This window comes from Palleronia sp. (assembly GCF_042089775.1).
GTDB lineage: Bacteria > Pseudomonadota > Alphaproteobacteria > Rhodobacterales > Rhodobacteraceae > Palleronia.
The window spans coordinates 1-11,940 of the sequence record NZ_JBELKF010000096.1; the positions used below are offsets into that span (position 1 = coordinate 1).

General features: G+C 64.5%; 13 protein-coding genes. 8 read left to right on the forward strand and 5 right to left on the reverse strand.

Annotated features, from left to right (window positions below; all coding sequences use genetic code 11):
* Positions 1-230: 230 nt before the first annotated feature.
* Both tpiA and ACFDS3_RS16805 read right to left on the reverse strand, forming a co-directional pair.
* Complete coding sequence (gene tpiA / locus ACFDS3_RS16800; RefSeq protein WP_375263508.1) at positions 231-983, reverse strand: triose-phosphate isomerase; 753 nt, start codon at positions 981-983, stop codon at positions 231-233.
* Positions 984-1,153: 170 nt separating this feature from the next.
* Positions 1,154-3,001, reverse strand: coding sequence for a phosphatidylglycerol lysyltransferase domain-containing protein (locus ACFDS3_RS16805; RefSeq protein WP_375263509.1), 1,848 nt, complete (start codon positions 2,999-3,001; stop codon positions 1,154-1,156).
* A gap of 259 nt (positions 3,002-3,260) precedes the next feature.
* On the opposite strand from ACFDS3_RS16805, the gene ACFDS3_RS16810 reads away from it, so the two are divergent.
* Positions 3,261-3,977 carry a peptidase gene (locus ACFDS3_RS16810; RefSeq protein WP_375263510.1) on the forward strand — a complete coding sequence of 239 codons (717 nt, stop codon included), beginning with the start codon at positions 3,261-3,263 and terminating at the stop codon, positions 3,975-3,977.
* 8 nt (positions 3,978-3,985) lie between these two features.
* Here the strand turns inward: ACFDS3_RS16810 and ACFDS3_RS16815 are convergent, their stop codons facing one another.
* A complete protein-coding gene (locus tag ACFDS3_RS16815) occupies positions 3,986-4,927 on the reverse strand; it encodes an alpha/beta fold hydrolase (RefSeq protein ID WP_375263511.1) in 942 nt (313 codons plus the stop codon).
* Positions 4,928-5,212, reverse strand: a complete 285-nt coding sequence (locus ACFDS3_RS16820; RefSeq protein ID WP_085852424.1) for an SCP2 sterol-binding domain-containing protein — start codon at positions 5,210-5,212, stop codon at positions 4,928-4,930.
* A 73-nt stretch (positions 5,213-5,285) separates the two neighbouring features.
* On the opposite strand from ACFDS3_RS16820, the gene ACFDS3_RS16825 reads away from it, so the two are divergent.
* From ACFDS3_RS16825 to ACFDS3_RS16855, 7 genes are all read left to right on the forward strand, one after another.
* On the forward strand, positions 5,286-5,843 hold the full coding sequence (locus tag ACFDS3_RS16825; RefSeq protein WP_375263512.1) for a tetratricopeptide repeat protein: 558 nt from the start codon (positions 5,286-5,288) through the stop codon (positions 5,841-5,843).
* 134 nt (positions 5,844-5,977) lie between these two features.
* Positions 5,978-6,214 carry a hypothetical protein gene (locus ACFDS3_RS16830; RefSeq protein WP_375263513.1) on the forward strand — a complete coding sequence of 79 codons (237 nt, stop codon included), beginning with the start codon at positions 5,978-5,980 and terminating at the stop codon, positions 6,212-6,214.
* Positions 6,215-6,311: 97 nt separating this feature from the next.
* Positions 6,312-9,320 carry a helicase-related protein gene (locus tag ACFDS3_RS16835; RefSeq protein WP_375263514.1) on the forward strand — a complete coding sequence of 1,003 codons (3,009 nt, stop codon included), beginning with the start codon at positions 6,312-6,314 and terminating at the stop codon, positions 9,318-9,320.
* Entirely contained in the window at positions 9,321-9,698 is a 378-nt protein-coding gene (locus ACFDS3_RS16840; RefSeq protein ID WP_375263515.1) for an RNA-binding S4 domain-containing protein, read from the forward strand.
* Between the two features lie 126 nt (positions 9,699-9,824).
* The gene (fdxA, locus tag ACFDS3_RS16845; protein ID WP_375263516.1) at positions 9,825-10,160 is read left to right on the forward strand and encodes a ferredoxin FdxA; all 336 of its coding nucleotides are present in this window, start codon (positions 9,825-9,827) and stop codon (positions 10,158-10,160) included.
* A 178-nt stretch (positions 10,161-10,338) separates the two neighbouring features.
* On the forward strand, positions 10,339-10,854 hold the full coding sequence (locus tag ACFDS3_RS16850) for a CarD family transcriptional regulator (protein WP_375263517.1): 516 nt from the start codon (positions 10,339-10,341) through the stop codon (positions 10,852-10,854).
* Between the two features lie 85 nt (positions 10,855-10,939).
* A complete protein-coding gene (locus ACFDS3_RS16855; protein WP_375263518.1) occupies positions 10,940-11,260 on the forward strand; it encodes a hypothetical protein in 321 nt (106 codons plus the stop codon).
* Between the two features lie 343 nt (positions 11,261-11,603).
* On the opposite strand, the gene ACFDS3_RS16860 is transcribed toward ACFDS3_RS16855, so the two are convergent.
* On the reverse strand, positions 11,604-11,940 hold a 337-nt coding region (locus ACFDS3_RS16860), incomplete at its 5' end, for a hypothetical protein (protein WP_375263519.1).

The following is an 11,940-nucleotide window of genomic DNA, read 5'->3' on the forward strand; positions in this document are numbered from 1 at the left end:
CGGCTTGAATCATGGGCGGTGCCCTACGTGAATCCCCTTTTGTCAACAGGGCCTAACGGATCGCCTGAGCCGCATCGGCTACGAGTCATTTCCGCAAATGGAAGGCCGGTTGTCGAGAATTCTGACGGTTGATGGCGGAGCGGTTCGACAGAAGCGGCGCTATGTGCGATTCAACCATCCGGGGGCGCTCCTCTACTTTCGCCTATTGCACAAGATTCGAGTCGGCAAGATCATGCGTCGAGCGCTTTGATGATCCCATCGAAGTCGGGGGCTTTCAAAGACGCGCCGCCCACCAGCGCACCGTCCACGTTCTCGACCGCGAAGATCTCTGCCGCATTCGCCGGCTTTACCGAGCCGCCGTAGAGCAGCCGCACAGAGCGTCCGACGCCGGGACCGAACCGCTTTTCCAGCTGGACGCGAATAACGTCGTGAACCTCCCCGATCTGGTCTGTCGAGGGTACCTTGCCGGTGCCGATAGCCCACACAGGTTCGTAGGCTACGACTAGGTTGTGCCCCGTTGCCTGATCCGGCACGGAGCCGGCCAGTTGGCCCTTGATGATGTCTATAGTGTTCGAGGCTTCACGTTCGCTAAGCGTCTCACCCACACAAAGAATGACCGCCAGCCCCGCGGCCCACGCGGCCTCGGTCTTGCGGCGTACCATCTCATCGCTCTCGCCGTGGTCGGCACGCCGCTCCGAGTGGCCAGTTATGACGTAGGTGGCCCCGGCATCTTTCAGCATCTCAGCCGAGACGTCGCCGGTATGAGCGCCGTTCTCGGCCCAGTGGCAATCTTGGCCTCCGACCGCGATATTCGTGCCTTCGGTTGCGCGAGCCATGCGCTCAATCAGAGTCGTCGGGGGACAGAGAAGGATCTCGCAGGTGGTGCCGCGCCGTAGCCCGGCGAGGGCAGAGACCTCGGACAGCGCGGCAGCGGTGCCGTTCATTTTCCAGTTGCCTGCGGCGAGTTTGCGTCTGTCAGCCATGTCGGGCATCCCTCCTGTATCTCTGGCTCTGAGGTAGCCGCTTTCACTTCATATCGAAAGCCATTACCGACTGCCCTGAGATATCTATGGACCGGCTCGCCTTTCGTTGCGATCTCAGCGGTGGATGTGAGAGCGGCGCCGGGCGCGATCGAACGCCTTCTCGTGCTCTCTCATCTCGGCCGAGAGTGCGGTGGGTGCTGAATGCAGCGCGCAATGTCCGCCCAGGAGATTGCCAGCGACCCCAAGCCGGGCGCCGCTATATATCGAGTTTCCCAACGGGGCGCAAAAGTCTGTTTGAACTGCGCGAGGCCAGCGTTTCCCATGCGCCGGGCGCAAGCTTCCTGCAGGCGAGCGGGCAGTGCGGCGGGCGGGCAAGGCACCGAAGCGAGCGACAGGCGCGGACAGGCGGTTTCACTGGCTTTGGCCAGAGCGTAAGTGATCAGGGCGTGGATCGTACCGTCGGGGGCGCCATCTTGCCGGACGAGGTCTAGCACCCATTCCCCCCGAGACGCATGGAACGTCACGAAAGCGCAAAGCCGGTCGTCCAAGCTGGCTGCGAAGATCCGCTGATGAGACACGTACTCGGGCGTGTAGAGGCCCATCGTGAAACCGCGGGCCGATCCTTGTGCGGCGCACCAGGCGGCGTCAACGCCAGCAAGTTCGGCGCCGTGGCTTCCTACGGTGACCTCGCTCGCAAGGATGCCTGCCTTCTCGGCTCGCCGGAGCTTGCGGCGTAGACCGGCACGTTCGGGGCCGGCTTCGGTCCATTCGACGGGATCAAGGATTGCTTCGGATCCGCATCGCGCGACAGTCCATCCCTCGCTGCGGGCGCTGACCGCTTGTTGAGCGTCGATCTTGTAAAGACAGGGGATCCTCCCCGATTCTTTTGCGGCGAGGCCGAGGGCGCCGCACAAAGCAACGTTCCAGTCGTCGAGACAGGATAGAAGGACGAGCGTATGGCTGCCTCGCGCCGTTACGGCTCGGGGCACGCCCGGCTGGTCAAGCATACCGGCATGGCCAGCATGAAGCAGGCCGACCTCGGCGCGAGGCGCAGCCGCGATCAGATCGGCTGTGTGGGGGTCAACGGTCGTCACCTGTACTTCGAGCGGTGCAGCGGGGCTGTCCTGCGCTCCGCGGGCAAGAAAGATCAGCCCGAGAAGGGCGGGCAGTGCGAAATATGCGATGCGCCAAGCAGCCATCGCGGCGAGACGTGTGGCCGGATCTGCTTCTGGCAGGAGGGCCATGAGCACGATCTCAAACGGCCCGATGCCGCCGGGACTGCCCGAGAGGAGCCCGACACCGTAGGCGATGGAAAACGCCGTCATGATCTCCATGACGCCGAGGGCGGGCAAGGCGGGCAGAAAGCAGATGAAAGCCATGCCCGCTGCGACAAGATCGGCGGCCGCCAAAGGGAGTAGCACTGCGAGTGTGCGGATGCTGGGCAGCCGCAGCCGTGCGCAGAAGCCGGGGCGAAATAGGCATGCGAGTACCGTTGTGACCGCGCCGAGCACAACGCATGCCGCAAGGACGCGTGCGCCGGGTACGGGCAGGGCGAGCGCGGGCGTTAGAAGAACTGCTAAAGCGGTCACGGTCGCCCATGCGGCGACGAAGGTCAGCGATACGAGCGCGACGAACTTGAGCGCGCCTAGTATTCCAAGTTGCGGCAGCAAGCGCCAGCGGACGAGCGCGCCAACGACAAGGCCGGCCCCGGTGGCTTGGGACACCGCGATAGCTGCTGCGCCCGTTCGCGTGGCGTGCGTCGGGTCGGCTCCCGTGCCAAGGTGGCGGTGCACGAGAAGGTCGTAGCGGCCGACGGCCCAGAAGCTGAGCGCGGTGAAGGCCGCAGCGGCGCCCCATCGCGGCGCCGAAATCTCGGCCAGTCCTTGGGCCAACTCAGCCGGCGCAAGTGCTAGGTTATGTAGGCAGAGCCACGCAAGGCCAAGGCTCGGGACCAGGAACAACGCCTGCCGGAGAAGGACCGTCCGGAGAGGCCCCTGTATCAGGTAAATCGCACGCATCGTCACGCCTCACTGCCTCAAGGCTGATAGCCGGCCAATCGAGGCACGTGTAGGGCGTTCGACGACCGCGAGATGAGAATATCTCGCCTATTCGCACCTTCACCTTTTGTTCAGGCTTGCCGCTTATCTTTATTGAGAGATGGTAATTCACACATTTGGCAGACATCATGTGCCAACGGAAAGCGTAGCGAGGTTCGCCGGTTGTGAAGGGGGACCCGAGCCCAGCTTCTGCAGAGCGACTAAATCTTGGACGAGTGCGATGACCTACTGCGTTGGCCTGTTGCTGAATGCGGGCCTTGTTCTTCTGTCCGACACCCGCACGAATGCGGGGGTGGACAACATCTCGACCTACCGCAAGATGTTCACTTTCGTCGAAGAGGGCGAGCGGGCAATCGTCATCATGACGGCAGGATCCCTGTCGGTGACACAGACGACGATGGCACGGCTGAATGAAGCGACGACCAATCCCGATGCCCGTTCCATCATGACTGCCAACACCATGCTCGAGGTCGCCGAAATCGTGGGTGCGACGCTCTCCGACGTTTCCGAGCAGGTGGCGTCGCGCATGGGAGCGAAGGCCCAATCGGCGCGTGCTTCGATGATCGTCGCAGGGCAGCGGCGGGGCGGCGCGGCGCGGATGTTTCTCATCTATCCCGAAGGCAACTTCATCGAGGCGACGGCCGACACCCCTTATCTGCAAATCGGGGAGCACAAGTACGGCAAGCCGATCCTCGACCGTGTCGTCACGCCTGAGACATCGCTCGAAGACGCGAAGAAAGCGGCCTTGCTGTCGATGGATTCGACGCTGCGCTCAAACCTTTCGGTCGGCATGCCGCTCGACCTGTGCGTGATCGAAACGGACACGCAGCGCATCACTGAGCAGCGCCGGATCGAGCCGGACGATGAGACGTTCAGCGCGATGAGCGTCGCCTGGAGCCAAGCGTTGCGCGACGCTTTCCAGGAAATCGAAATCTGAGACCGCCGTCAGGTGGCCTCAGAAGTACCAAAGTGCTCCAACACTGCCTTCAGGGCAAGTGCGCGCCTCGGAGGCGTTTCCATCAGGCATTCATGGCGCCCGCCTTCGATCAGAATCAGGCGACCGTTCGGCCACTCGGCCATGCGGGCGCGGATACCGGACGTGTCGACGATCCGCTCATCTGTTCCGACGATCGTTACGGTCGGCGTAGCGGGCGAGGGAAGCCGAGCCAGCCGACGGCACTCGCTGAGCGCGGCACCCAGCCAGCCGAGCGAAGGTCCGCCCAGCGCCAGGTCGGGATGGGCGGTCGTCTGCGCAGCCAGCCGCGCGTATTGCGCCTCATCGTGGGTCAGCAGGTTGCTCTCGAACGGAGTGTCACTCTGGTAGGCCCCGCGCGAAGTTCCTGGAGCGTACCTGTCGGTGAAGCCGACGGCCCGCGCCGCGAAGGACAAGCCCCACGCCGCTGGCCGTAGCGACGCCCCCAGAGAGATCCCCCACATCGGCGCCGAAAAGGCGGCGCGCTCAACCGGCAGACCTTCGACCAACGCGCGCAGGCCGATGACGCCGCCCATGGAGTGGGCCAGAAGGTACCAAGGCTTCGGCAGCCTTTCGGCCGTGGCGAACGCAACGAACGCTGCCACGTCGCGTTGATACTCTTCGAAATGGCCGACATGGCCCGGCATCCTGTCAGGCAGCAGGCGGTCGGACAGGCCCTGCCCGCGCCAGTCGATCGCGAGTGTGGTCAGCCCCGCTGCCCCTAGGACAGCAGCGACCTCGGCGTACTTCTCGACATATTCCGTACGTCCGGGAAAGAGCAGGACAGTTCCTCGTGCGGCCTCGGCCGGCCAGACCGCCACACGCAGCTTCACGCCGTCCGCAGCTTCGATCCAGACGGCCCGCACATTCTCCGGACCGCCTGCGACTTCCTTGTGAAACGGGGCGTCCTGCACTCAGAGGGCGGAGGCGAGCTTCATGGCCTGGCTCATGTCGCCGTCGATCTTCAGCCGGCCAGACATGAAGGCTGCGGTCGGGTCGAGCTCGCCCTCGAAGATCTCGCGGAACGTATCGGCGTCGGCGGTCAGGGTGACCTCGGACTCTTCGTCGGCGGCGCGGGCGCCTTCGCCGTCGAGCATGATAGTGCCCTCGTCCTCCACCACGAACTTGGCCGAGCCGTCGAAGCTACCGCCGGTCTTCTGGTTCAGCTCTTTCACCGCTTGGTCGATCATCTCGCTCATGGGTCGTGCTCCTGCATTCGTGTTGCGGCCGGGGCGTGACATCCGCCGGCGATCGGTTACGCTTTACATTGATATGACGCGTAGACTTCGCAACCTCAAATCTGCCGTGGCGGCATTCCTGCTGACCGCCGGCGCCGGGCTTGCCCAAGGCGGTGCGGATCGGCTGGACGACCTGTTCGCCGCCTTGCAGCGGGCGGAGGGCACGGACGCCCAGCAGATCGCCGCGAAGATCGCGTCGGAATGGTCGAAGTCGGGCTCACCGGCGATGGATCTGCTGCTCGAGCGGGGGCGAGACGCACTCGATGCCGGCGAGACGCAGGAGGCGATCGGCCATTTCACCGCCTTGATCGACCACGCGCCCGACTTCGCCGAGGGCTACAACAGCCGCGCGACCGCCTTCTTTCAGGCTCGGGAGTTCGGACCGGCCCTGTCGGACCTCCGGCGAACCCTAGCCCTGAATCCGCGCCATTTCGGCGCGCTTACAGGGTTGGCGGTCATTCTGACCGATATCGGTGCGGAGGAGGCCGCTCTGGAAGCGTGGCGCGAGGTCCAGCGGCTCTTTCCCGCCAGCCCGCAAGCCGGCGTGACGATTCTGCAACTCGAGCGATCGCTGAATGGTCGCAGCCTCTGAGGGTTCTCTTCGTCGCCTTCGCGCAACGTAGTGATTCGCTATCCCAAGGTCGCGGCTGACACGTGGTCCGAACTGTGATCTCTTGACCGCAGACTCGCGCGCAAGACGCGGGCACAGAGCAGATCGAGGCACTTATGAAAATCTCACGACTTGCGGGCCTTGCGGCGCTTGCCGTTCTGGCGATCGGGCAGGCCCGCGCCGATTCCGCTGCACCTGGCGACGGCTTGGGCTTCGGCATCATCCGGGACCTGACCCCGGTGCTCCGACCGGCTGCCATGGCACCGAAGCAGACGGACGACCGCGACACGAAGGGCTCCCTCAAGATCGAGCGGATCCGGATCGTGCGCAGCGACGCGATGCCTGTCGAATGACGGCCTTGCCGCCGTCCCGTCCGGGGCGGCGGCACATGCGGGACTTGTCCTCAGCCGCCATGAGCCTCAAGTAAGGGCGGGCGATAAAGAGGACACGATGGGACGGATTACGGCGGTCCTGGGCCCCACGAACACCGGCAAGACACATTACGCGATCGAGCGGATGCTGGGCTATCGCTCTGGCATCATCGGGCTGCCGCTGCGCCTTCTGGCGCGCGAGGTCTATGACAAGCTGGTTGCGCTGCGCGGTCCGTCGGTCGTGGCGCTTGTCACGGGTGAAGAGCGGATCGTGCCCGAGCGCACGCAATACTGGGTCTGCACGGTCGAGGCGATGCCCGAGGCCATGGGCACCGATTTCCTGGCGATCGACGAGATCCAGCTTTGCGCCGACCCCGAGCGGGGCCATGTCTTCACCGATCGCCTGCTGCGCGCGCGAGGCACCCACGAGACGCTGTTCCTGGGCGCCGAGACGATGCGCGGCGCCATTGCCGGACTTGTCCCCGAAGCGAGCTTCATCAAGCGTGAGCGGTTTTCGACCCTGCTCTATACGGGCAGCCGCAAGATCAGCCGGATGAGGCCGCGTTCGGCCATCGTCGGGTTCTCGGTCGATAACGTCTACGCAATTGCCGAGCTCCTGCGCCGGCAAAAAGGCGGTGCGGCCGTGGTGATGGGCGCGCTCAGCCCGCGGACGCGCAATGCGCAGGTGGAAATGTACCAGAACGGCGACGTCGACTATCTCGTCGCCACCGATGCGATCGGCATGGGCCTGAACCTCGACATTGACCACGTCGCGTTTTCGGCCACGCGCAAGTTCGACGGACGGCGGATGCGCGAGCTGCAGCCGAACGAGCTCGCGCAGATCGCCGGGCGGGCAGGGCGCTACCAGAACGACGGCACCTTCGGCGTGACGGGCGAAGCGCCGCCGCTGGACGAGGGCGTGGCCGAGGCCATATGCGAACACCGCTTCGCCCCGATCAAGCTGCTGCAGTGGCGCAACCCGCGGCTGAGCTTTGGAACGCCGGACGCGCTGATTGCCTCGCTTGAGCAGCGCTCGGACCATGAGCGCCTGCAGCGGGCGCGGGAGGCGGACGACCTCGGCGCGCTCAAGACCCTGTCGGCGCAACCCGAGATCGCGCAGACCTGCCGCGATGCGAATTCCGTGAGACTATTGTGGGACGTCTGTCGGATTCCAGACTTTCGCGGGATCAGCGCGTCCGAACACGCCAACCTCCTGGAAACGATCTTCGGCTTCCTACGCGAGTTCGGGCGGGTGCCCGACGACTGGATGGCACGGCAGGTCAAGCGGATCGATCGAACCGAAGGCGACATCGACGCGTTGTCGAAAAGATTGGCGTATATCCGGACCTGGACCTACGTTGCTCAACGGAAGGGCTGGGTGGATGACGAGCGCCATTGGCGCGAGGCCACTCGCGCGGTAGAAGATAGATTGTCGGATGCCCTGCACGAGGCGCTGACGCAAAGGTTCGTGGACCGGCGCACGAGCGTGCTCCTGCGCCGGCTCAAGCAGAAGGAGGCCATGGTGGCCGATGTGAACGACAAGGGCGAGGTGACCGTCGAGGGCCAGTATGTGGGCCGGATCGAGGGGTTCCGCTTCCGCCAGGACAAGGCGGGTAGTCCCGACGAGGCCAAGACGCTCCGGCAGGCAAGTGCCGCCGCTCTCGCGCCCCAGTTCCACCTGCGGGCCGACCGCTTCTACAATGCGCCCGACACCGAGCTCGACTTTACCGAGCAGGGCGGCCTGATGTGGGGCAGCGATGCGGTCGGGCGCCTGACCAAGGGCGACGATCCGCTGAAGCCCCGTGCGATCGCTTTCGTCGACGACGAAGCCGGGTCCGAGGTGCAGCAGAAGGTCGAACGCCGCCTGCAACACTTCATCGACCGCAAGATCGCCGCGCTGTTCGAGCCGCTGCTGGCGATGCAGCGGGATGAGGCGCTGGAAGGGCTGGCAAAGGGCTTTGCGTACCGGCTGATCGAGAACATGGGTGTGATCCCTCGCGGTGATATCGCTGGCGAGGTCAAGGATCTTGACCAGAACGCCCGCGGTGCGCTGCGCAAGCATGGCGTTCGGTTCGGACAGTTCACGGTGTTTCTTCCGGCCCTTCTGAAGCCTGCACCCACGCGGCTGCGGCTGGTGTTGTGGTCCCTGGACCAGGGCTTTGACGAGTTTCCCGAGAGTCCGCCGCCGGGGCTGGTCACGATCCCGGTCGTCGGTGGCGTACCCGAGGGCACCTACACGATGGCCGGCTACCGTACCGCCGGCGACCGGGCGATTCGCATCGACATGCTCGAACGTCTCGCTGACCTGCTGCGGGCGAAGGACTCCCGCGCCGGATTTGAAGCGACGCCGGACATGCTGTCGATCACGGGCATGACGCTCGAGCAGTTTTCGAAGCTGATGGAAGGTCTTGGTTATAAGGCCGAACGTGCCGAACGCGCCAAGGTGGCGGGGCCGAAAGAGACAGCGCCTGCCGCCGCCGGTGAACCGGAAGAGCCGCCGGTGCAGCCAACACCCGCGCCCGATCCCTCGCCGGACGAGACGCCTCCGTCGAGCCCGCCGGAGCGTCCCGCAGATGTGCCGCCCGAAGGTCCGGCCGAGCCTCCTTCGGAGATGCCGCCGATGCCGGGTGGTCCCGACAATGTTCCCACGGCCGATACGCCGCGAGAGGCGGATGTGGCCGCGGTCACCGACGAGGATGCGGAGGCGATAGCCGAGGCCGAACCTGCTCGGTCGGCTGCTGCCGATCCGGCGACGAATGACGCACCCGCAGAGGCCGACGTCGCCGCGGTAACCGACAGCGACACCGCGGCTGCGCTGCCGGAAGGGGCGCCAGAAGAGACAGAGATCTTCTACACCTTCACCTGGGGCGGTCGGGCTGAACGTCGCGGTGCGGGACGTTCGCGCGGCCGCGATGATCGTGGCCAGCAGGCTCGCCCCAAGGGCAAGCCAGCCGGTGGTAAGGGAAAGAAAGGGCCGAAGGGCGACAGGCCGCAGAAGGCTGACAGCCGGCCGCCGCGACGGGACAAGCCCATCGACCCGTCGAACCCGTTCGCCGAGGCGCTGATGGGGCTGAAGGGCAAAGGCTGAGTGGAGCCCGCGCCCGCAATCCGGCTCGACAAGTGGCTGTTCTTCGCGCGGTTCTTCAAGACGCGCAGCCTTGCAGCGAAGACCGTGACGGACGGCGGCATCCGCGTGAATGGGCAGCGGGTGTCGAAGCCTTCGGCCAGCGTGAGAGTTGGCGACACGTTGACCTTCGCGCAGGGCCGTAACGTCCGGGTTGTCACCGTCCGTGCCCCGGGCGAACGGCGTGGACCGGCGCCCGAAGCGCAGGAGCTCTACGAGGACCGATCGCCTCCGCCCACACCGGCGGACCCTGCCGCACCTCGGACAGAGCCTGGCGGACGACCAACGAAGAAGGCGCGGCGCGCGCTCGACCGCGACACTTGGCACCAAGAGGCGGACTGACCGCATTAACCTTAGCTAGACCAAGCTGCGACGTTACGACCGGTCAGGGAACGATACTGCCCTCGGCCGCTTGAACCTCGGCCGGCAACGGTCTATCCCCGCCACGATTCCGAGACGGACCGCATCATGACCTATATCGTCAACGACAACTGCATCGCCTGCAAATACACCGATTGCGTGGAAGTCTGCCCCGTGGACTGCTTCTACGAGGGCGAAAACATGCTGGTGATTCACCCGGACGAGTGCATCGATTGCGGGGTTTGCGAGCCCGAGTGCCCGGCTGACGCAATTCGCCCCGACACGGATCCCGAGGCGGAGAAGTGGGTTGAATTCAACCGGAAGTACTCCGAGATGTGGCCCGTCATCGTGACCAAGAAGGACCCGCTGCCCAACGCCGACGAGATGGACGGCAAGGAAGGCAAGATGGAGCTCTTTTCCGAGGCACCGGGCGAGGGCGGCTAAGGTTCAGCCCTGCAAAGTGCTTCGCCGGACCCGGCTGGCGGTGTCCGGAATTTTGTGCTATGGTGAAACCCACAGCAGCGGAACAAGGGGGCAGAGTCCCCGGACGGCGGGAAATGTGCGTGTCTCCCGGCGTCTTCTTGCGGCTGAATCCGGGGCCTGAAAAGGAACACTGTCTGCCATGAGCAAAGCTAAGAAGCCGGAATTCCGTCCGAACGATTACGTCGTCTATCCCGCCCACGGCGTGGGCCAAATCCTGTCCATCGAAAAGCAGGAGATCGCGGGGCTCGAGCTCGAGCTTTTCGTGATTTCGTTCGAGAAGGACAAGATGACGCTGCGCGTTCCGACGCACAAGGCGTCCGAGGTCGGGATGCGCCAGCTCTCGTCGCCCGACGTCGTCACGAAGGCGATGTCGGTGCTGAAGGGCAAGGCCAAGGTCAAGAAGGCCATGTGGTCCCGCCGGGCACAGGAATACGAACAGAAGATCAACTCGGGCGACCTGATCGCCATCGCAGAAGTGGTACGCGATCTGCACCGTACCGACGACCAGCGCGAGCAGTCCTATTCCGAGCGTCAGCTCTACGAAGCCGCGCTCGAGCGCCTGGTCCGCGAGATTGCCGCTGTTTCGGGCGAAGACGAGGCTGCGGCGCAGCGTCAGGTGGATTCGGTCCTCGAGGCGCGCAAAGCCGCCGCCTGAACGGCTTTTACGAGCGCCTGTTCGGCCGCGTCCCGTTGGGGCGCGGCCTTTAGCTTGCATAGCGCGACGCTGCCCTTGACGCCGGATGTCGCTCGGCCTCTGGCGCAATCCTTCACCTGAGTATCACGCCGCGGGCGCACTTCCACAGCAGTTGGTGGCAAGGGTGTTCCAGCCGCTGCACGTCGTTCGCGATACGCGGGGTTCGAGGGTCGTAGCGGCATCCTCGTCAGGTTCGGTGGATAACCATATCCGCAAGCGGCTCGTCGCCGCAGGCCTCTTCACGTTCGTCGAAGTGGAAGTCCCGGAGACGAAGAAAAAGAAGAAGCTGAAGAAGGCCGCCCGGTCCCAGCACGGAATCCGGAAAACGACAGCACACGAGCTTGCACGCGGGTGCATCTGTCTTTGAAATCGCTGCTCGACTGCCGCACAGCGAGGTGAAGTCGTCCGCGCCCCATGTCGCCGATGTTGATTGCGCACGCTTTGACGAGAGCGGCTTTGAGCGCGTCCAGCAGGCACTTGATAGACAGGATGTCCCACGCCGCGAAATCTCGGGGCACTTGGGGGCGCGGAGGTCAGCAAAATGGGCTACAAAGGGGCAGCCCGTAGGGGCCCCCCAGAAGCGGCCGAAATCCCAGTAAAATAAGGAGTGGGGTGTCCCACGGATCAGCGAATGCGGTAGAATGGAAATCAACGACTTTGCGTCAAGGTGTCCCACGGGCGCCGTCTCGAGGTTGCCGTTGGGGCGGAGGTCAACGCACCTTCACCGGCCTTGGGCTCATGATTCTTCTCCACGTGCCACCTTGAGCAGTCGCGCCTCGATTATGCGGCTCAGCGTCTGAAAATTTGCGGGGAGTTTCGAGTCCGCAGCGGAGAAGCTTGACGCGTGAGCTGCGGTTCGATTGATCAGGAGAATCCAGGGCGGCGCTTGCCTCATCCGAAATCGGAACATTCTGCTCTGGACAAGCCTCGGTCTTGCGCGAGAAACGCCAGCTATGTGCCACGAGCGTCGGCCGCTCGTCGTGCTGAAAGGGCGGATGCTGTTGAAAAACTCCGGACTTGATCGGCGCCAAGGCTTCTGATTCCCTT

Bases quoted from the DNA above. Each gene is read 5' to 3' on its own strand.
- tpiA (WP_375263508.1), bottom strand. From the start codon at position 983: ATGGCTGACAGACGCAAACTCGCCGCAGGCAACTGGAAAATGAACGGC.
- ACFDS3_RS16805 (WP_375263509.1), bottom strand. From the start codon at position 3,001: ATGCGTGCGATTTACCTGATACAGGGGCCTCTCCGGACGGTCCTTCTC.
- ACFDS3_RS16810 (WP_375263510.1), top strand. From the start codon at position 3,261: ATGACCTACTGCGTTGGCCTGTTGCTGAATGCGGGCCTTGTTCTTCTG.
- ACFDS3_RS16820 (WP_085852424.1), bottom strand. From the start codon at position 5,212: ATGAGCGAGATGATCGACCAAGCGGTGAAAGAGCTGAACCAGAAGACC.
- ACFDS3_RS16825 (WP_375263512.1), top strand. From the start codon at position 5,286: ATGACGCGTAGACTTCGCAACCTCAAATCTGCCGTGGCGGCATTCCTG.
- ACFDS3_RS16830 (WP_375263513.1), top strand. From the start codon at position 5,978: ATGAAAATCTCACGACTTGCGGGCCTTGCGGCGCTTGCCGTTCTGGCG.
- ACFDS3_RS16835 (WP_375263514.1), top strand. From the start codon at position 6,312: ATGGGACGGATTACGGCGGTCCTGGGCCCCACGAACACCGGCAAGACA.
- fdxA (WP_375263516.1), top strand. From the start codon at position 9,825: ATGACCTATATCGTCAACGACAACTGCATCGCCTGCAAATACACCGAT.
- ACFDS3_RS16850 (WP_375263517.1), top strand. From the start codon at position 10,339: ATGAGCAAAGCTAAGAAGCCGGAATTCCGTCCGAACGATTACGTCGTC.
- ACFDS3_RS16855 (WP_375263518.1), top strand. From the start codon at position 10,940: ATGTCGCTCGGCCTCTGGCGCAATCCTTCACCTGAGTATCACGCCGCG.